General features: G+C 63.0%; 21 protein-coding genes. 14 read left to right on the top strand and 7 right to left on the bottom strand.

The features are described from left to right. Positions 1 to 11: 11 nt before the first annotated feature. From FQ705_RS00660 to FQ705_RS00710, 11 genes are all read left to right on the top strand, one after another. A complete protein-coding gene (locus tag FQ705_RS00660) occupies positions 12 to 899 on the top strand; it encodes a DMT family transporter (RefSeq protein WP_144137543.1) in 888 nt (295 codons plus the stop codon). An 86-nt stretch (positions 900 to 985) separates the two neighbouring features. After that, complete coding sequence (sapR, locus tag FQ705_RS00665; RefSeq protein ID WP_144137544.1) at positions 986 to 1,882, top strand: sap1 transcriptional regulator SapR; 897 nt, start codon at positions 986 to 988, stop codon at positions 1,880 to 1,882. A 22-nt stretch (positions 1,883 to 1,904) separates the two neighbouring features. Beyond that, positions 1,905 to 2,468, top strand: coding sequence for a D-alanyl-D-alanine dipeptidase (gene ddpX, locus FQ705_RS00670; RefSeq protein ID WP_144137545.1), 564 nt, complete (start codon positions 1,905 to 1,907; stop codon positions 2,466 to 2,468). Positions 2,469 to 2,529: 61 nt separating this feature from the next. Continuing rightward, positions 2,530 to 2,757: a hypothetical protein gene (locus FQ705_RS00675; protein WP_144137546.1), complete on the top strand. Its 228-nt coding sequence runs from the start codon at positions 2,530 to 2,532 to the stop codon at positions 2,755 to 2,757. A gap of 165 nt (positions 2,758 to 2,922) precedes the next feature. Beyond that, positions 2,923 to 3,492, top strand: a complete 570-nt coding sequence (locus FQ705_RS00680) for a GNAT family N-acetyltransferase (RefSeq protein WP_144137547.1) — start codon at positions 2,923 to 2,925, stop codon at positions 3,490 to 3,492. A gap of 46 nt (positions 3,493 to 3,538) precedes the next feature. After that, a complete protein-coding gene (locus FQ705_RS00685; RefSeq protein WP_144137548.1) occupies positions 3,539 to 4,393 on the top strand; it encodes a MerR family transcriptional regulator in 855 nt (284 codons plus the stop codon). Positions 4,394 to 4,509: 116 nt separating this feature from the next. Continuing rightward, complete coding sequence (locus tag FQ705_RS00690) at positions 4,510 to 5,517, top strand: sulfonate ABC transporter substrate-binding protein (RefSeq protein ID WP_144137549.1); 1,008 nt, start codon at positions 4,510 to 4,512, stop codon at positions 5,515 to 5,517. Positions 5,518 to 5,640: 123 nt separating this feature from the next. Then, positions 5,641 to 7,245, top strand: a complete 1,605-nt coding sequence (locus FQ705_RS00695) for a flavin-containing monooxygenase (RefSeq protein ID WP_144137550.1) — start codon at positions 5,641 to 5,643, stop codon at positions 7,243 to 7,245. A gap of 55 nt (positions 7,246 to 7,300) precedes the next feature. Then, positions 7,301 to 8,209: an SDR family NAD(P)-dependent oxidoreductase gene (locus FQ705_RS00700; protein WP_144137551.1), complete on the top strand. Its 909-nt coding sequence runs from the start codon at positions 7,301 to 7,303 to the stop codon at positions 8,207 to 8,209. A gap of 103 nt (positions 8,210 to 8,312) precedes the next feature. Continuing rightward, entirely contained in the window at positions 8,313 to 9,194 is an 882-nt protein-coding gene (locus FQ705_RS00705) for a metal-dependent hydrolase (protein WP_144137552.1), read from the top strand. Next, the gene (locus FQ705_RS00710) at positions 9,191 to 10,156 is read left to right on the top strand and encodes an alpha/beta fold hydrolase (RefSeq protein WP_144137553.1); all 966 of its coding nucleotides are present in this window, start codon (positions 9,191 to 9,193) and stop codon (positions 10,154 to 10,156) included. Before FQ705_RS00705 ends, FQ705_RS00710 begins: the two co-directional genes overlap by 4 nt. Here FQ705_RS00710 and FQ705_RS00715 read toward each other — a convergent pair. Then, on the bottom strand, positions 10,131 to 10,685 hold the full coding sequence (locus FQ705_RS00715) for a putative glycolipid-binding domain-containing protein (protein ID WP_144137554.1): 555 nt from the start codon (positions 10,683 to 10,685) through the stop codon (positions 10,131 to 10,133). The genes FQ705_RS00710 and FQ705_RS00715 overlap by 26 nt on opposite strands. Positions 10,686 to 10,949: 264 nt before the next feature. On the opposite strand from FQ705_RS00715, the gene FQ705_RS00720 reads away from it, so the two are divergent. The 3 genes from FQ705_RS00720 to FQ705_RS00730 all read left to right on the top strand — a co-directional run bounded on the left by FQ705_RS00720 (position 10,950) and on the right by FQ705_RS00730 (position 12,979). Then, positions 10,950 to 11,867 carry an urea transporter gene (locus FQ705_RS00720; RefSeq protein ID WP_144137555.1) on the top strand — a complete coding sequence of 306 codons (918 nt, stop codon included), beginning with the start codon at positions 10,950 to 10,952 and terminating at the stop codon, positions 11,865 to 11,867. Between the two features lie 101 nt (positions 11,868 to 11,968). Then, a complete protein-coding gene (locus tag FQ705_RS00725; RefSeq protein ID WP_144137556.1) occupies positions 11,969 to 12,745 on the top strand; it encodes a class II aldolase/adducin family protein in 777 nt (258 codons plus the stop codon). A 48-nt stretch (positions 12,746 to 12,793) separates the two neighbouring features. Beyond that, positions 12,794 to 12,979: a 4-oxalocrotonate tautomerase gene (locus FQ705_RS00730; protein ID WP_144137632.1), complete on the top strand. Its 186-nt coding sequence runs from the start codon at positions 12,794 to 12,796 to the stop codon at positions 12,977 to 12,979. A 126-nt stretch (positions 12,980 to 13,105) separates the two neighbouring features. Here the strand turns inward: FQ705_RS00730 and FQ705_RS00735 are convergent, their stop codons facing one another. The 6 genes from FQ705_RS00735 to FQ705_RS00760 all read right to left on the bottom strand — a co-directional run bounded on the left by FQ705_RS00735 (position 13,106) and on the right by FQ705_RS00760 (position 19,746). Then, positions 13,106 to 14,317, bottom strand: coding sequence for a porin (locus FQ705_RS00735; protein ID WP_144137557.1), 1,212 nt, complete (start codon positions 14,315 to 14,317; stop codon positions 13,106 to 13,108). A gap of 77 nt (positions 14,318 to 14,394) precedes the next feature. Further along, on the bottom strand, positions 14,395 to 15,747 hold the full coding sequence (locus tag FQ705_RS00740; RefSeq protein ID WP_144137558.1) for a TRAP transporter large permease: 1,353 nt from the start codon (positions 15,745 to 15,747) through the stop codon (positions 14,395 to 14,397). 7 nt (positions 15,748 to 15,754) lie between these two features. Continuing rightward, positions 15,755 to 16,234 carry a TRAP transporter small permease gene (locus FQ705_RS00745; protein ID WP_144137559.1) on the bottom strand — a complete coding sequence of 160 codons (480 nt, stop codon included), beginning with the start codon at positions 16,232 to 16,234 and terminating at the stop codon, positions 15,755 to 15,757. Between the two features lie 148 nt (positions 16,235 to 16,382). After that, the gene (locus tag FQ705_RS00750) at positions 16,383 to 17,375 is read right to left on the bottom strand and encodes a TRAP transporter substrate-binding protein (RefSeq protein WP_144137560.1); all 993 of its coding nucleotides are present in this window, start codon (positions 17,373 to 17,375) and stop codon (positions 16,383 to 16,385) included. A 599-nt stretch (positions 17,376 to 17,974) separates the two neighbouring features. Continuing rightward, on the bottom strand, positions 17,975 to 18,907 hold the full coding sequence (locus FQ705_RS00755) for an SMP-30/gluconolactonase/LRE family protein (protein WP_144137561.1): 933 nt from the start codon (positions 18,905 to 18,907) through the stop codon (positions 17,975 to 17,977). Continuing rightward, complete coding sequence (locus tag FQ705_RS00760; RefSeq protein WP_144137562.1) at positions 18,904 to 19,746, bottom strand: NAD-dependent epimerase/dehydratase family protein; 843 nt, start codon at positions 19,744 to 19,746, stop codon at positions 18,904 to 18,906. The genes FQ705_RS00755 and FQ705_RS00760 overlap by 4 nt, the downstream gene beginning before the upstream one ends. Positions 19,747 to 19,792: the final 46 nt, after the last annotated feature.

Below are 19,792 nucleotides of genomic sequence, written 5' to 3' on the forward strand. Positions count from 1 at the left end.
CGCCTCATCCCATGGACAAGACTACGAACGGCTGGGTAAGCGGCATGATCGGCGTGCTGATTTTTAGCGGCTCACTGCCGGCCACGCGCATTGCCGTGCAGGGACTCGATCCGGTGTTCCTCACGGTCGCCCGCGCGACGATCGCCGGCATGCTCGGCTTGCTGCTCCTGCTGGTGTTTCGCGAGGCGCGCCCTGCGCGCCGCGATGTCATTCCGCTGATCGTCGTTGCACTCGGCGTGGTGGTCGGCTTTCCCCTGCTGACCGCATTGGCGCTGCGTCATGTGAGTTCCGCCCATGCCATCGTGTTCGTCGGCCTGTTGCCGCTCGCCACCGCGATATTCGGCGTGCTGCGCGGCGGTGAACGTCCGCAGTCGGCGTTCTGGCTGTTCTCGGCGCTGGGCAGCGGCGTGGTCGTCGCGTTCGCCCTGCGTCATGGCCTCGACGCCTCACCGGTCGGCGACGCATTGATGCTGGCGGCCATCGTTGCCTGCGGACTTGGTTACGCCGAGGGCGCGCGTCTCTCGCGCCGTCTGGGCGGCTGGCAGGTGATTTCGTGGGCGCTGGTGCTGTCGCTGCCCTTGATGCTGCCGCTCGCGTGGTGGACGCGGCCCGCCTCATTCGCGGGCGTGAGCCACGCGGCGTTCTGGGGGCTTGCGTACGTGTCGCTCTTCAGCATGCTGATCGGCTTCGTCTTCTGGTATCGGGGACTCGCGCTTGGCGGCATTGCGGGCGTCGGCCAGTTACAGTTGCTGCAGCCGTTCTTCGGCCTGTTGCTCGCGGGCTTGCTGTTGCACGAAGAAGTGCCGCCCGCGATGATCCTGGTCACCGTCCTGGTGGTGGCGTGCGTAGCGGGCGCGCGGCGCTTCTCACGAACCGCGCCGGTGCGCCCGGCGGTGTAAAGAAGCGGGCTCGAGCGCCAATGCGCGGAGTGAATATGTCATCATCGCGATGACCGACTCACTACCGCCCTGCGCCGCCACTGACGATGCCCACCGCTTTCGCTCAAACCGTCGAAGCCCGCTTCGCAGAACTCACGCCCACTTCAAAGCGTGTCGCCAGCTATATGCTGGCCAATCTCGAACGGCTCGGACTCGAGACCGCCGACCAGATCGCCCAGCAAGCCGGCACCAGCGGCATTTCGGTCGGGCGTTTTTTGCGCAGCATCGGCTACCGGAATCTCGATGACCTGAAGCGCGAGTTGCGCGGCGCGCAAGAGCGTCCGTGGCTGATCACCGACCGGCTCGACGCGTTCCGCCGTACGCCCGGTCACGCACGGGCAGAAGACGGCGCACCGCACGCCGCGCCGGCCATCCCCAGCGAAGCGCTTGCGCATTCGCTCGAACTCGAGATCGGCGCGATCCAGCATGTCTACCAACTGGCGCAGTCGCCCGTGTTCGCACGCGTGGCCGAACGCATTGCGAACGCCGACGCGGTCTACATTCTCGGCATCCAGTCCACACGCGGCATCGGTAACGCGTTTTATAGCTACCTCGAGTACATACGTCCGCGTGTTTTCTATTCTGACGGCATGTCGGGCTCGTATGTCGATTCACTGAACTCGTCGTTCGAATCGCCGTATCTGATCATCACGGATACGCGCGCTTATTCGAAGGTCGCGCGCCGCTATTGCGAAGCCGCCACGCGACGTGGCCTGCCTTTCGCGCTCGTCACCGATATCTACTGCCCGTGGGCACGCGAATTCGACGGCGATCTGCTGCAGGTGAAAACCGATGTCGGGCAATTCTGGGATTCGCTCGCGCCGCTCACCTGTCTGTTCAATCTGCTGATGTCGGCGATCGTCGAACGGCTTGGCCCGGACATCGATGAACGCGTCGCCCGCAATCGGGAATTGCAAAGCGAATTCGACCAGTTCGATCTCTGAAGCGCTCTACTCCTTTCGCCACATGCCCGATCATCGACTCATCGAAATCACGCCGTCAACGCACGACGTCGACATTGACCTCGTCTATGCGACCGGGCGCAATCTCACCGGCAAGCCGATCTACACAACCGCGCACTGTCTGCTGCTCGAACCGGCCGACGCAGCGCTGCGCCGCGCAGTCGAACTCGCGCGCCAGATCGGCACGAAGCTGCGCATTTTCGACGCGTACCGTCCACCGCAAGCCCAGCAGGTGCTGTGGGATTTCCTGCCCGACCCGACTTACGTCGCAGACCTCAGCCGCGGTTCGAACCATAGTCGGGGCACCGCCGTCGATCTGACCTTGCTCGACGAACACGGCCACGCGCTCGACATGGGCACGGACTTCGACGCGATGACGATCGAGTCCGGGCACTTTCATCCAGGCTTGCCGCAGCAGGTGCAACGCAATCGTCTGCTGCTGTTGGGCGTGATGCACGCAGCGGGTTTTGTGCATATCAGCAGCGAATGGTGGCATTACGAGTTGCCGGGTTCGCGCGCCCTGCCGGTGATCGACAACAGCGCAAGCGGACCGCTCCGGCTGATGTAAGCCACGCGGCTCCACGGCTAGAAAACGGGTATCCTCACCGGCTCGTTCCGAAGGAGGATTCATGAAGTTTTCAATTTGCCTGGCTGTCGCCGCCCTGACCTTGTCCGCGAGCGCGTATGCGCAGACTTCGCAGACGTTCCATTTCGGCGAAGGTCAAAGCACCATGCAACCGGGTAAGACCCAATCCGGCGAACACGCTGCGCCCAGGACTCAAGCGAAACATTCGACGTCGCATCATCGCCGTCATCGCGGACATACGACGCAGCCGGACACGTACTCGCATAATTGAGCGATATGTCGCTCAGGTTTCAGCGACGCGCCAACGCCAGCCGGCCGCCGCCGCCGTGCAAATAGCCACTATAAAAGCCGTCATTTTTGACTCGCTTTAAATTCGCGCGCGCGGCGGGCATAGTCGTTCCTATCTTCCGATTCATTCGCCACGACAGGAACCCGTATGAGCACTACCCGCCGCGCGCCGCACGACGCCCCCATGATTCGCGACGCCACCGAGGCCGATCTGCCCGCGATTCAGGCGATCTACGCGCACCACGTGCTGACCGGCGTCGCCTCGTTCGAAGAAATCCCGCCCTCCGTCGACGATCTGCGCACGCGCCTCGCTTCAGTGCGCAGCCACGGTCTGCCGTACATGGTCGCCGAGATCGACGGCGAGGTCGCCGGCTATTGCTACGCCACGCCGTACCGGCCGCGCGCCGCGTACCGCAACACCATCGAAGATTCAATCTATGTGGGCGACGCCTATCGCGGACGCGGCCTCGGAAGCGTGCTGCTGCAGGCGCTGATCGAGCGCTGCGAGACCGGCCCGTGGCGGCAGATGGTGGCCGTGATCGCCGACGGCGGCAGCGGCGGCTCGTTATCCCTGCATACCCAGGCCGGCTTCGAATTGACCGGCACGCTGAAGGCCGTGGGCTTCAAACACGGCCGCTGGATCGATACCACGCTGATGCAGCGCACGCTGGGCCTCGGCGACTCGAGCCTGCCCGGCGATGCAGCGCAGCGCGACTAAAGCCTCGCGCTGGCAGCGTCACGGGTGGCCGCGTTAAAATCGCCGCATGACCAACACGCCGCCCCCCGAACCGCACTCGCCCGACGACCCCAGCGTCCCGTCGGGCGCCACGCCGCGCAACGAATACACCGTCGACGAACTCGCGCGCGTCACCGACACCACGGTGCGCAACGTGCGCGCCTATCAGGATCGCGGCCTGCTCGCGCCGCCTGAAAAACGTGGCCGGGTCGGCGTGTACGACGATACCCACGTATCGCGTCTCAAGCTGATCAATCATCTGCTCGCGCGCGGTTACACGCTTGCGAACATTCAGGACCTCATCATGGCCGTGGACGAAGGCCATGACCTGCGCTCCATCCTCGGACTCGAGACGGCAATCGGCGGACGCTGGTCGCGTGAACGGCCGAAAAAATACTCGCTGCTCGAACTGCTGCAAATGTTCGGCGACAAGGCCTCGCCCAGCGCACTCGGCAAAGCGGTCGATCTCGGCCTGCTCGAACGTGACGGCCTCTCTTTCGTGTCCGGCAGTCCAACGGCGCTCGCCGCCGGCGCGACGATGGCGAAGGAAGGCATCCCGCTCGCCGACCTGCTCGACGCCGTCGGCATTGCACGGCCGCATTTCAACGCGGTCGCCAAGGCACTGGTCGATCTGGTGGTCCGTCAACTGGACCGCTACGATGCCGACGCGCTGCCGCCGCCCGCCGACGTGCCTGCTCTCGTGGAGGCGATCTGGCGCGTGCGCCCGCTTGCGATGGTGCTGGTCGAAAGCGAAATGAACCGTGCGCTCGAAGAAGCCTCCGGCGACTATCTCGGCGATCGCGTCGCAGCGATCATGGCCAAAAAGTTGGGCCATGCGCCGGAAGGCGGCGCGGCGGGAAGAAAGGACGTACCCAGGAAGTAGCGCGCCGGGCAGCTTGCGCCCGCACGTCATATTCAAATCTGCATTGCTTCGTTTGAACGGCGGAACGCCCGTGCGACGATCGTCGAATCCGATCGAACGCAATGGAGATTCGCCGCATGGTCCGTCATCCCCGTCATCCCCGTTTTACGCTGCACCTCGCCGCCGGCTTGCTGGCGGCCTTCACGACTATGGGCGTCAACGCGCAAAACGCAGCCCAAAGCGGCACCGCGCCGAACAAGGTGCTGCGCATCGGCTATCAGAAATCAGGGCTGCTCGCCGTGCTCAAGGCACAAGGCTCGCTCGACGAAAAACTCAAACCGCTCGGCTACAGCATCAAATGGTTTGAATTTCCGGCCGGGCCGCAATTGCTCGAGGCGTTGAACGCCAACAGCGTCGACTTCGGTTATACGGGCGCACCGCCGCCGGTGTTCGCGCAGGCAGGCGGCGTCGGTTTCGTGTACGTCGGCGCGGAACCGTCCGGACGTCACGCGGAGGCCATTCTGGTCAGGAGCGATTCGCCGCTGCGCAACGTGACGGATCTGAAGGGCAAACGGGTCGCGCTGCAAAAAGGCTCGAGTTCGAACTACCTGTTACTCGAAGCCCTCAAGAAAGCCGGTCTGCATTACGAGGACATTCGTCCCGTCTACCTCGCGCCCGCCGACGCGCGCGCCGCCTTCGAAAGCGGCAGCGTGGATGCCTGGGTCATCTGGGACCCGTATTACGCATCGGCACAACAGGCGCTGAAAGCGCGCACGCTCGCCGACTACACCGAACTGAACGCCCCGTATAACTTCTACGAAGCCACGCGCGATTTCGCGCAGCAACACCCCGATGTGATCGGCGCAATTCTCGGACAACTGCGCACTGCGGGCCTCTGGGTCAATCAGCATCCGGCGGAAACGGCCGCGCTGATCGCGCCGAAAGTCGGCCTCGACGAAAAGCTGGTCGAAACGTGGGTGCGCCGCTATCCCTATGGCACCACCGCGGTCACCGACGAGATCGCGCGCTCCCAGCAGGTGGTGGCCGACGCGTTCTACGGCGCCCATCTGATTCCCCAGAAAATCAGCGTAAAGGACAACGTCTGGCAAAACCGCGACGTCGACGCCGCGCTCGCCGCCCGCTAACTCCCCTCGTCGGCCACGCCCTAGAGGGGGGCATCTAACCGCTGGCTTGCTTCATCCGTTACCAGCCTCTATTGTTACATCAGCCAATGTAACAGTTAAGAGAGTCAAAGGGAGACGGATCGGATGAACGCACGCATGACGCCCCACGACGCCGCGCCCGATGTCGGCGCTCCGCTCGAAACGGATATCGCCATCATCGGCTCCGGCTTTGCGGGGCTCGGCATGGCGATCCGTCTCCGGCAAGCCGGCATGACCGACTTCGTGATCGCCGAAAAGGCCGATTCGGTAGGCGGCACGTGGCGCGATAACCACTACCCCGGCTGCGCCTGCGACGTCCAATCGCACGTCTATTCGTTCTCCTTCGCCCCGAATCCGCGCTGGACCCGCATGTTCGCGCGTCAGCCGGAAATCCGCGCTTACCTGGAAGACTGCGCGCAGCGCTTTGGCGTCGAACGGCATATGCGTTTCGGCCATGAACTGGCGAGCGCGACCTACGACGAAACACGTCACCGCTGGCAACTGTCATTCGCCAATGGCCAGCAATGGTCGGCGCGCGTACTGATCTCCGGCATGGGTGGCCTGTCGCGCGCGGCCATGCCGGACATTCCCGGCATCGAAACCTTCCGGGGCCGCGCATTCCATTCGCAGCATTGGGACCATGACTATTCGCTGGACGGCAAGCGCGTCGCGGTAATCGGCACTGGCGCCAGCGCCATTCAGTTCGTGCCGCAGATCGCGCCGCGCGTCGCGCATCTCGCGCTCTTCCAGCGCACGCCGCCGTGGATCATGCCGAAGGCCGATCGTCCGGTTAAACCGCTTGAACAGTGGCTCTTCAGGCATCTGCCGTTCACGCAAAAAATCATGCGATCGGCGCTGTATTGCATGCTCGAATCGCGCGCGTTCGGTTTCGCGATTCATCCTTCGCTGATGAAGACCGCGCAAAAAGTGGCCGAGCGGCATTTGCGCCGTCAGGTGCCGGACCCACAATTGCGCGCCACGCTCACGCCGAACTACACGATGGGCTGCAAGCGCATTCTGATCTCGAACGACTATTTTCCGGCGCTGTCGCGCCAGAATGTATCGGTGACGACCACCGGTATCGCGCGCATCGAAGAAGACGCCGTCATCACCACCGACGGCACACGTCATCCGGCCGACTGCCTGATCTTCGGCACCGGCTTCCAGGTGGCCGATCCGTTTGCGCCGGGCGTGGTGCGCGGGCGCGGCGGCGTCGACATCGTGGAGACGTGGCGCGATGGCGCGCACGCGTACCTCGGCACGGCCTTACCGGCTTACCCGAACTTCTTCATGATCGTCGGTCCGAACACGGGGCTCGGGCACAACTCGATGGTCTTCATGATCGAGTCGCAAGTCGACTACATTTTGCGGGCGCTGAAAACCATGCGTACCGAACGCGCCGCCGCCATCGAGGTACGTCCGCACGTCGAGCGGGCCTACAACGAGCAGATCCAGCAGAAGCTCGGCCGCGCGATCTGGTCGACCGGTGGCTGCAAGAGCTGGTATCTCGATCCGAAGACCGGCAAGAACACCACCTTGTGGCCGGGATTCGCCTACAAATTCCGCCAGGCCACCCGCACCTTCAGCATGGACGATTACCTCGCGTACGCACCCGCTCCTGAGTCGCCAGGCGAACCGAGTCAAGCGCTGGAATCGCTGGAATCGGTCGCTATGCGCGGCAGTGCGCCTACGTCCGCGAAAGCGATCTGACAGGACAGAACGACAACGACAAAGGCACCGTTCAGAGAGGACAGGAGACAAGCCAATGAAAAACTTTACCGACAGAGTAGCCGCCATCACCGGCGCGGGTTCGGGCATGGGCCGTTCGCTCGCGATCCAGCTGGCGCGCGAAGGCTGCCATCTTGCGCTGGCCGATCGCAATGCCGCGAGTCTCGCCGAAACCGCGCAATTCGCGCAAGCCGCTGCGCCGCAGATCGTCGGTGCGCCGCTGCGCATCACGACACGCGTGCTCGACGTAGCCGATCGTAGCGCGATGTTCGACTGGGCCGCGGAAACAGCGCAACAGCACGGCTACGTGAACCTCGTGTTCAACAACGCGGGGGTCGCGCTGTCGAGCACCATCGAAGGGATGGAATATGCCGACCTTGAGTGGATCGTCGGCATCAACTTCTGGGGCGTGGTGCATGGCACGAAAGCATTTCTGCCGTATATCAAGGCTTCGGGTGCGGGACATATCGTGAATACATCGAGCGTATTCGGCCTGTTCTCGCAGCCCGGCATGAGCGGCTACAACGCCACCAAATTCGCAGTGCGCGGCTTTACGGAAGCGCTGCGCCAGGAACTCGATCTGATGAAGTGCGGCGTGTCGGCCACCTGCGTCCATCCGGGCGGGATTCGCACGGGCATCGCGCAATCGAGCCGCATCGCGCCGAACATGGTCGGCTTCATGCTCGAGAACGAGCAGCAAGGCAAGGACGACTTCGAGAAGTTCTTCATCACCACCGCCGACGAAGCCGCGCGCGTGATCCTCGACGGCGTGCGCAAGAACAAACGGCGCGTGTTGATCGGACGCGATGCGCGTGTCGCCGACTGGCTCGCGCGCACCTTGCCGGCGGCTTATCAGGCGCTGGTCGTGATGCAGACGCGGCGCATGAAACGGATCGCCGGGAAGCGCGCGCGGCGCGCGGCGCAAGTGGACGGCAAGCGCGCGTGATGCACCACACTTCCCGCACGGTCATGCAGTTCGCCATGCCCATTGTTCGATCGGCACATTCAGCACATTCAGCAGCATCCAGAGAATCACAAGGAGAAAGGCCATGATGCCGGTTCGCCGCGACCTTCGTTTCAATTTACCGCAGGAACGCGCCTGCGATTGGCACGTGCAAGGCTCGCATGTGACACACTTCTTCAACGCGCTGTCGCTGCTCTTCCCGGCCGGCGAGCGTTTCTTCATGGATAGCGTGCGCAACTACCGCGACCAGATCGACGACCCCGTGCTCAGCAAGCAGGTGCTTGGCTTCATCGGCCAGGAAGCCATGCATACGCGCGAACATGTCGAATACAACGATCTGCTGCAGGAAGCCGGCTTGCCCGCACACAAGCTCGACAAGCGGCTGTGGGCGATTCTCAACTTCGGTCGCAGAATCCTGCCGCATTCGTATCAGCTCGCGGTGACGGTCTGCCTCGAACACTACACGGCGATGCTTGCCGGTCTTCTGCTGGAAGACGCTACACGCATCGGCCAGTCGGTGGAAGGCTACACGCAGATGTGGACCTGGCACGCGCTGGAAGAAACCGAACACAAGTCCGTTTCCTACGACGTGTGGAATACCGTGCTCAAGCCCGGCCTCGGCCGCTATTTGCTGCGCACCGGCACCATGCTCGCCACCACGCTGACCTTCTGGCTGATCGTGTTCGACTACCACGTGCGCCTGATGATCGCCGACCGCAAACGCGGCGGCCATCTGCGCGGCATGTGGCGCGTGACGAAATATCTTTATGGGCCGCGTCACGGCGTGTTTCCGCGTATCGCCGGCGAATGGCTGAGTTTTTTCCGGCCCGGCTTCCATCCGTGGGATCACGACAATCGCGCGCAACTGGCACGTATCGACGGACTGGTGGCCGCGGTCGACGCCACCAACGCGGCCACGCCGAGCGCCCGCAAGGCGGCACGGCGCGGCGCGCAGGCGGCCGCGTGATACGCGACACGCTGTCGGTGCCGACCGGCGAGGTGCGGCTCGCGGTCTACGTGAGCGGCCCACGCGACGCGACGCCGATCGTGCTGGTGCATGGTTATCCCGATTCAGCGGCCGTGTGGGAACCGGTGCGCGCGCAACTGGACACGCGCTACCGCGTGATCGCCTACGACGTGCGCGGCGCAGGCGCCTCGGACGCACCCGCCGGGCGTGACGCTTACCGGCTCGACAAGCTCGCTGCCGACCTCGCCGCCGTCGCGAATGCCACTTGCGGCGAGCGGCCGTTTCACCTGGTCGGACACGACTGGGGTTCGATCCAATGCTGGGAAGCGGTGACCGACCCGGCGTTCGTAGGCCGTATTGCTTCGTATACATCGATCTCGGGACCGAGTCTCGATCACGCATCGCTCGGCTTGCGCGGCGACCAGCAAGCCGACCCGCGCGCGCAGGCGGCGGAACGCCTGAACTACCGGCAACGTCCCGCCGGCGGCAGCATTCGGCAGACGCTCAAATCCTGGTACATCTTCTTCTTTCATTTACCGTGGCTGCCGGAACTGGTCTGGCGCCTCGGCGGCGCACGCATGTGGCCGCTCTGGCTGCGCATGACTGAGCGCGTGCGCCCGCAGCGCGATCCGTCGCAGATGCGCAACGCGCTCAACGGTCTTAACCTGTACCGCGCGAATTTCGTCGACAAGCTGCTGCACCCGCGCTCGCGTCACGCGCATGCGCCGGTGCAATTCATCGTGCCGTTACGTGACCGTTATGTCGGGCCGGCGCTATCGCTTGGACTCGAGCGCTGGCTCGGCCCTTACGAGCGTCACGAAATCGATGCGGGCCATTGGGTCGTATTGCGCGAGCCCGTACGCATCGCGGCCGGTATCGAACGTTTTGTCGAGCGACACCTGGGCGACCATGACGCGCCGGTTTCGCCTGTGCCGCTCAACGCTCGAGCGGCAGGCGGGTAAACAGCGTGGGGTAGTCGATCACCAGGCCGTCCTCGTCCACCGTCAGATTCGCCGTAAAGTTGCGGAACAGGCCTTCGTAGCGATACTCGCGATTCAGGACAATGCACGAATAGGCCTGCTCCGCCCGCGTGACCTGCAAATCCGGCGTGGAAATGTAAGCGACGGAAATCGGCCGGCGCTCGCCTTCGGTCAGTTGCAGCCGGCGGATCGGCAGCGTGTTGGTGAATGGCGTTGCCGCGATATCGATGTCGATGCAGCCTTCCACGTCGCTCAACGCGAGCCCGCTGCCGTCACGCCAATGGCCGAGGCCGTCGCCATATAGCTCCAGTTCGCCGCCGCCGACGATCTTCAACCAGGCATGGCGAGTGCGCCATTGAGCGTCGCAGCGCACGGTGTAGTGAAGGCCGTACGTCTTGCCGTAGCGCTGACCGACCACCACGCTCTCGACCTCGAAACCGCCGTTGTCGTTGTCGAACGCCAGCTGTTCGATACCGTCGCCCTCTTGCGACTCCCACCGTAATTCACGCATCACCTGTCTCCTCGTGACGCGGCGCGGCACGCGCGCCGAAGCTTTATCGTAGCGCGAAAGCTTTCGGTTCGCCGACGCCCGTTCCGTCACACGCGCCAAGTGCGTAAGACGCGGGTGTCGCAAATAGCCACTATCAATGGGACGCGATGCCGAAGGGCGTATGGCTGGCCTATGCTCGCGGTTCGCCATCGGCGCGGCCCGACGCTTCTACGTTCATGCGCCTCGCCGCGCTCCGCCTCGTTGACCATCACGCCGCCCCGACCCATGCACGCTGCCGCAACCGAAGCACGATCTGCCGCCTTGCGCACCTTGCTGCGCAGCCTCGGCCAGATCGTGCTGCAGCCGAACGCTTTCACCGGCGCCTGTTTGCTCGCAGGCTGGCTGCTCGCCGATCCGCGGCTCGCCTGCGCCGCGCTGATGGGCGCCGTCGCGGCCAATGTGAGCGCGGTATTGGCGGGCTATCGCGAAGACGAGACGCGCGCCGGTCTGCACGGTTTCAATGGCGCGCTGGCCGGCCTCGCGGCCTTCAGTTTCATCGCCGACAATGCCACCGCCGCCGCCGTGGCGATTCTCGCGGGCACGGCTACCGCCTGGTTGCTCGAACCCTGGTCGCGCTGGTCAGGCGCGCATCGGCTCGGCGTTTTTTCGAGTCCGTGTCTGATCGTCACCTGGCTCTGGTTGCCGATGCTCGCACGCACCGCGCCATCCGCAAGTTTCGCGGTCGAGCCTATGCCGGGACTCGCGCGTTGGTGCGGCGGCGTGCTCGCGGGTCTCGCACAAACCGGCTTCGGTGCGGGCGCTTTACCCGGATTGCTGGTGTTGATCGGCATAGCGGCGGCGTCACGCAAACATGCAGCGTGGGCGTTGATCGGCGCGTGTGTCGCAAGCGCCGCGCAGTTGCTGCTGACCGGTGCGGCGAGCCGCTCCTTCGACGCCGGCCTGTTAGGATTCAATGGCGCGCTTACCGCGCTCGCGCTCGCCGAGGGCGGCATCCTCTCGACACTGGCCGGCGTGCTCCTGTCCGTCATGCTGCAAACGGCGGCGGTTTACGTCGGTTGGCCGGTCATGACCGCACCCTTCGTTCTCGCGACCTGGAGTATGCAAATCATCAGGCAGCGCTTCGAACATGCTTCGAGCGAGGCTGCGCCGGCACAGCGTGAGCGATCTCGCATCGCCCCTTAGGCACCGTAGTGTCGGCGCGACGCACCAGACACACCGCGCCGTGACGCCACGGCGTCATGACACCATGACGACGGCGCGCTCAAGCCCCTCAGGAGACTGACATGTCGTTCACCCACTCACCCGCCGCTCGTATCGCCGAAACCGGACCACGCTCGGATGCGGAACAGCAGACGCGCATCGACCTGGCGGCCGCCTATCGGCTCGCGGCGCTCAACGGCTGGGACGATCTGATCTACACGCACATTTCGGCCAGCGTGCCCGGCGAGCCCGGCCACTTTCTGATCAACCCATTCGGCCTTGCCTTCGACGAAGTGTGCGCGTCGAATCTCGTGAAGATCGATATCGCGGGCAACATCGTCGGCACGAGCGAGCATCCGGTGAATGCCACCGGCTTCGCATTGCACGCCGCCGTGCATGCAGCGCGCGCGGATGCCTTCTGCGTGATGCATCTGCACAATACGGCGGGCGTGGCGGTGTCTGCGCAACCGGCGGGTTTGCTGCCCGCGTCGCAACATGCGCTGCGTTTCTATGGCCAGCTTGCGTATCACGACTACGAAGGCCTCTCGTTCTCGCCGGCCGAAGGTGAACGTCTCGTCGCGCATCTCGCCGACAAACCCGCCATGCTGCTGCGCAATCACGGCACGCTGACCACGGGCCGCACCGTCGCCGAAGCCTATGTGTTGATGGCCACGCTGCTCAAGGCGTGCGAGATCCAGTTGCAGGCGCAGGCGTGCGGCGCGGAACTCGTGGTACCGGGCGCTGCGGTCGCCGCGCGCACGGCGGAGCAACTGTACGACGGCGGCGCAATCGAAGGCGCGCTCGAATGGCCAGCCCTGTTGCGCAAACTCGATCGGCTCGACCCGGCCTATCGTCAATGAAGCGTCGCCACGCCGATTTCCATTTCCCTTAAATAACGGAGCTACATGATGCCCACTTTTCATATCGATCTTTTCGAAGGACGCTCGCTGGATCAGAAGCGCGCATTCGTCGAAGCCATCACCAGGGCAACCTGTGAATCGCTCGGCGTCGAGCCGAACTCGGTGGACATCGTCATCACCGAAGTGAAACGCGAAAACTGGGCGACGGGTGGTCGTTTGTGGTCCGAGGCCTGAGCGTTCGACACGCCACGCCGAGCCTGACCCGCGTCACCACGGATTCTCGTCCTGCGTGCTGAAGAGGCGGTCGCTGAGGCATAAAAACGCAGCGGCACACCAACGTGCCGCTGCGTCACACCACGATCAGAAGCGGTGGATGATACCCACGCCCGCAGCAAACTGGCTACGCGACGACGACGGTGCGCCGTTCTGGCCGTCGCCGATATCGGCCGTTGCGTTGATGATGCTCGTTGCCGTGCCCGCCTTGTTCGGCGCCAACGTCTGACCGCCCGCGCGCTGATAGGCTTCCAGCGCATACAGACCGGTCCGCTTGGAGAGGCTGTAGTACTGCGACAGGTTGAACTGCTGATAACTCGCCGAGCTCGAGATGCCGTTCGATTCGGTGGCGCGCGTATAGCTGTAGCCTGCGGCCAGATCCAGTGCGGTAATCGGCTTGAAGTGCAGCACGGCGCCGGCGGTGTTGAAGATCGCCTCGTTGCGGAACGCCGAGTTGATACCCGGAATGTACTGCACGTTCGAGTACGAGAACGACACGTCCCACTGCGAGGTGAACGCGTAGCCACCCGTCACCGCCACGCGTTGTTGCGCCTGAGCGGTCTGGTAGCCATTGTTGATGCCCGACACGCCAGCCTGTGCGCCGCCGTTCGAGGTCGTGGAGTCAGCACCCCATGCACCGCCGCCCGAAGTCGAGTTGTTGATGCGCTGATAGCCTGCAGCAATGCCGAACGGTCCATTCAGGTACTGCACGGCGCCGCTGATCGTCGAGCCCGCGTTGGTGCGACCAGCCACACCGCCGATCGAGTACGAGCCGCTGACCGTCAGACCGCGCATGCTCGGCGACGTGTACACCAGCGAATTGTTGGCCCGGTACAGCGTATCGAGCGAGTCGAGATCGCCCGGGTGCGCACCGTAAGCGCCGGTCAGCCAGTTGGTCGGGCTGTACGGCGAGAGGAGCGTGTAATACGAGGTGTACTGACGGCCTGCCGTGAGCGAACCATACGTGGCGTTTGCCAGACCGACATAAGCCTGGCGATTGAACGCGAGGCCCGAAACGCCTTGTGCGCCGGTCGCGCTGTTGAAGCCCTCTTCCAACTGGAAGATCGCCTTCGTGCCGCCACCCAGATCTTCACCGCCCTTCAAACCGAAGCGGCTGCCGGCCCAGATGCCGTTGACCATCTTCACGGCCGAGCGGCCGCCGGAAGTCGAACCCAGCGACGTCTGGCTGCTTTGATAGCCGATACCCGTGTCGACGATACCGTACAACGTCACGCTGCTTTGAGCGTGCGCGCCGAGGGCGACCAACCCAAGGGCCGAGGTTGCTAGTGCCTTTTTCATTTTTGCTCCTCTGTAAAAAATTTATTTTGTGTTGCGGCACTGCGCGAGTGCCGCTGAGTGTGAACCGGTCATTCCAATCAATACACCGGGTGCCCATTGATGATGCTGGGCAACCAGGTCGAGAACATCGGTACGTACGTGACGATGTTGATCGCGCTGAAGATAGCGAGGTAATAAGGCCACGCCACCTTGGTGGTTTCGCCGATCGACACGTTGCCGATCGCGCAGCCGATGAACTGCACCGAACCGATCGGCGGATGCACGAGACCGAGGGCGCAATTCAGCAGAATCATGATGCCGAACTGCACGGGGCCCACGCCGGCATGCATCGCCATCGGCAGGAACAGGGGCGTGGTGATCAGAATGTGCGCCGCCATGTCGACGAAGGTGCCGAGGAAAATCTGCAGCAGGTTGATGTACAGCAGCATCAGCCACGGCATGCTGGTTGCGCCGTCGAGCATGCGCTCGATCGCGTCGGGAATCTCCAGATACGCCATCTGGTAGCGCAGCATGTTCGACACGCCGATCAGCAGCAGCACCACGCCCGTCGTTTTCGCGGCTTTCGACAGCGCGTAAAAGAGCTTCTTCATCGTCATCGAGCGATACACGACGATGGTCAACACCAGCGAATAGAACACGGCAATGGCAGCGGCTTCGGTCGCGGTGGCAATCCCCTTGGCCACGCAGACCAGAATGATCGCGATCACCATCAGGCCGGGCAATGCGCCGAGGAAGGTGCGCGCCACGGCGTACCAGCCGGGGAATTTCTGCAGTTGCGTCGAACCGTCCGGACGACGCGGATAACCGTATTTGACCGCTTGCCAATAGGCGGCGAGCAGCACGAAACCCATCACCCACAACACGGGCAGCAGACCGGAGAACAACAGGTCGCCGATCGAGACGCCGCTCATCGGATGACCATTGAGCGTACCGGTGATGCCCTGAGCCGCGAACGCGTAGATGATCATGTTGGTCGAGGTCGGCATCAGTGCGCCGGCCAGCGACGAGTGAGTCGTCACGTTGACCGCATAGGCCGCGCTGTAGCCTTCGCGCTTCATCAACGGAATCACCACGCCGCCCATCGCCGACGTATCCGCCGAAGGCGAACCGGACACGCCGCCGAACAGGGTGCAGGCCACCACGTTGGCCATGCCGAGACCGCCGCGGAAATGCCCGACGGTGGCTTGCGCGAAACGCAGGATGCGGTCCGCAATGCCACCGTGCAGCATCAATTCACCGGACAGGATGAAGAACGGCACCGCGAGAAACGAAAAGCCGTTGATACCCGAAATCATCGACTGCATGGCGGTGGCCGCCGGCAAGCCTTCATACAGATAGGTCAGGACGCACGACAATCCCAACCCGAACGAAACTGGAACCCCGAGCAGGAGAAAGACGAGGAAACTGATGGCGAGGATGGCAAGTTCCATGATTCTTCTAGTTGTGTTTCTTGGCGAAAAGCGCAAGCAGGTTCTCGAGCGAGAACAATGCGATGCAGACGCTGGCAACGACCGGGATGCAATAACGCAAACCTTCGGGCAAACCGAGAATTGGAATCCGGTCGTCCATGGTGGCTTCCGCCATTTGCAGACAGCCGAAGAAAACCGCCACGGCGAACACGATCAGACAAAAATGTTGAAACGCCGTCGCGATCAGTTGCCCTTTCGGCGGCAACTTCTTGACCAGCGAATCGAGCCCGATGTGGCCGCCCTCGCGCACTTTCAATGCAGCGCCGAACATCGCGATCACGATCACGAGCAGCAACGCGATCGGCTCGACGAAATCCGGCGCATCGCTGAACACGTAGCGCATCACGACGCTATAGATCACGAGCAGGCTGAGCACGGCGAGACTCACCGATGCCAGAACAACCAGCAGGCGAAACAGAAAATTATTTGGGCGCTTCAGGAAGCTCATTGACCCCATCCTTTTACCGCGGACCTGACTCTGACAATCAGCAGACCGTCCGACTTCTTTCGCATGCAAGGCAGCGCGCAGCGGAAAAGCCCCGTGGGCTTTCCCACAAGGCTCTTCTCACTGCCACTGTCTTTCCGACCCACAAGCCTTATTTGACGGCCTGGATTTCGTCGACGAGCTGCTTCATTTGCGGGGTCTTTTCATACTTGGTCCAGACCGGCTGCATCGCCTTCACGAACGCGGCGCGATCGATCTGCGAAGCGGCAACGATGGTCGCGCCGCCCTTGGTGACCGTTTTGGTCGCGTCGGCTTCACGCGCGGTCCAGAGTTTTTCGTAGTACGGCACCGAGTCAGCCGCGGCCTTCTTGATGATCTCCTGCTCCTGCGGCGTCAGCGTGTCCCAGACCTTCTTGGAGAACACCAGCACTTCCGGCGTCATCGAATGCTGGGTTTCGGAATAGATCGGCGCGACTTCGAAGTGCTTGGTTTCTTCGTACGACGGAATATTGTTTTCCGCGGCGTCGACCAGACCCGTCTTCAGGCCCGTGTAGACCTCGGCGAACGGCATCGGCGTCGGCGTGCCGCCCATCGCCCTGATCTCGTCGACCATCAGGTCCGACGGCTGCACGCGCACCTTCAGGCCTTTCATGTCGGCCGGCGAATGAATCGGCTTCTTCGTGTAGATCGAACGTGCGCCGCTCTCGTAGAAGGTCAGCGCGATCATGCCCTTCGCCTTGAAGGCGTCGAGAATCTTCTGGCCTTCCGGGCCGTACATCACTTTGCGGAAATGATCGATGTCGCGGAACAGGAACGGCAGCGAAGGAATCATCGATTCCGGCACGATTTCGTTGAATGCGGCACCGTTCGCGCGCGCCATGTCGAGCGCGCCGATGCGAACCTGGTCGATCGTGTCGTTCTCCGAACCCAGCGCGCTGTTGCCGAACACCTTCACGGAATCCTTGCCACCGGTTGCCTTGTTGATCTCGTCACCCATGTACTTCACGGCCATGTTGGTCGGATAGGTGTCGCCGTGCACGTCCGACACGCGGAACACGCGTGCCTGAGCCGACACGGTGCTGAACGCCAGCACCGAGGCTGCGACGATCATCGAAACACGGGAAGAGGCGAACTTCTTGTTCATCGTGACATTCCTTGAAAAATTGATCATCCGCTCGACTGCCGACGGCCGATCGCGTACGGCCAGTTGCGGGCCGCCGCGCTTGCGGATGCGATATGGTTTTGATGCGTCTCCCGGCGCCACGCGCGCGATCCCTGAAGAATCGCGAGCGTCTGGCCGTACCGATCCGTGCAATTTCCCCGGCACGGACACTCGGCACTCCTGTCAGACAACTCGACTGCTTTTACTTCGACTGCCAACCCAAACGAGACTGAAAAACCGTCATCGAAAGCAATTTGTTTGGGCTCGTATGTTGTACGACGACATATGAAGTCTATAAAAGGGCGTTTGAGTTGTACAGACGGTATTTACCCGCAGAATCGAGACGGGCGGTATAAGTGACTAGCAGTGGTCGGCAGCAAAGCCGCACGGGAGCTAGAGGGAAGTTTGGGCGCGTGAGGAGGTGTTCCTCGGCCTACCATTTTTCCGTCAGGGAAAGATGGCGTGAACGTGGCATCTTTGCCACATAGTTGTACGACGAGTGATGAATTGTTCGCTTCAGGAAAACAAACGGCGCCGGACATGACCCACCTGTCGGCGCCGCGGTTCAAGCGAAGTTGCGCTTACAGTTCGCCCGCGAATTCGGGTTCGGTAAGACCGGTGACGCCGGGATACACGGCGAAGAGATGGCCGTCGTGCTCGTTCGCGCCCGTTGCGGGGCGAATCGATGTGACGAAGAGCGTATCCAGGTTGCGTCCGCCGAACGCGCACATGGCCGGCTTCATGGCCGGCACCGCGATCTCGCGGTCCAGCTTGCCTTGCGGCGTAAACCGCAGGAGACGCCCCGCGTCGTTCGCGCAGATCCAGTAGCAGCCGTCGGCGTCCACCGCCGCGCCGTCGGGACGGCCAACGTAGTGGTGCAAATCGGCGAACACGCGACGGTTGCGCGGCTCACCCGAGGCGACGTCGTAGTCGAACGCCCAGATTTGCCGGCGCAATGGATGCGAGTCGGACAGATACATCGTCGTGCCATCCGGCGACCAGGCAAGACCGTTCTGCGTGATCAGTTCGGCGACGACGGGTGCCGACAGCACGCCGTTTGCGTCGAATCGATACAGCGCGCCGCCGGGATTGGCGAGCGACATGTCCTGCACCATCGTGCCGGACCAGAAGCGCCCTTGCCGGTCGCAACGACCGTCGTTGAAGCGCATGTCGTCGAAGGGGAAGACCGGCGCAGCGAGCTTGCGCCCCACCACCGGAATCGGCTCGCCGGCAGCGACATTCGCGTCTTCCGGCTCAGGCAACCTGAAAGCGAAGAGTCCCGTTTCGCAGCCGGCCAGCACCGAGCCCCTAGCATTGAATGCGATGCACGCAACTCTTTCCGGCAAGCGCCATTCGCAGCGTTCGGCTGTCCCGATCCGCAGACGGACGATTTTCTGCGCCGGAATATCGACCCAGTAGAGCGCCTGCTCCGCTGCGCGCCACACCGGACTTTCGCCAACCGATGCAGGCGCCTGCCCTGCCGCCTCGACGCGCTCGACTCGAGGACCGCTCACCGCTTCGGCTCCATCGGGCCGGCCAGCACGAACGGGCCGCCTTGAAAGCGCTGCGTCGGGTCGTCGAGATTCGTTGTGGGCGCACCGACCGGAAACAGATGCTCGAATTCGATCGAGCTATCCTGCGGACGAAAACCGAGGAACGCGGCCTTGGTGTTGTCCACCCACTTGATGCGGTTATCCGACACGCCATAAGCGATCGCATGGCCGACGCGATTGGTGAACAGCGAGCAACGCACCAGTTCGATGAAGTCGCGATAGCTCAGATACGTGACGAGCATGCGCGGATTCTTCGGCTGTTCGAACGACGAACCGATCCGCAGGCACACCGTCTCGAGACCAAAGCGATCGAAGTAATAGCGCGACAGCGATTCGCCGAAGCATTTCGTCACGCCGTACAGGCTATCGGGACGCAGCGGCGCGTCGACATCGACCACCTCCGTCACCGGATGAAAACCCACCGCGTGATTCGAGCTCGCGTAAATAATGCGCTTCACGCCCTGCTTCTGCGCAGCCGAATAGAGGTTGTAGAGGCCGCGGATATTCGCTTCGAGCAGATCTTCGAACGGTGCTTCGATGGAGATTCCGCCGAGGTGAACCACCGCGTCCACGTCTTCGAGCAGCGCGTGAACCGCGGCTTCATCGGCGAGGTCGACGATCGAGGCTTCTTCGTGTTCCGCCACCTCGCCGAGCGGCGCAATGTCGGTCACGCGCACGACATCGGCCCATGCCGCCAGCGCCCCGCGCAATTGCGTGCCGAGGTTGCCCGCAGCGCCGGTCAGCAGAAGTCGGCGGAAAGGTTTTTGTGCCGCGGCGCGGTCAGGATTCGAGTCAGTCATGTCTCAGTGTCGTGTGTAAGTGCAATCGGATCAATCGGATCAATCG

Source organism: Paraburkholderia sp. BCC1884 (assembly GCF_900996225.1).
In the GTDB taxonomy this organism is placed as follows: Bacteria; Pseudomonadota; Gammaproteobacteria; order Burkholderiales; family Burkholderiaceae; genus Paraburkholderia.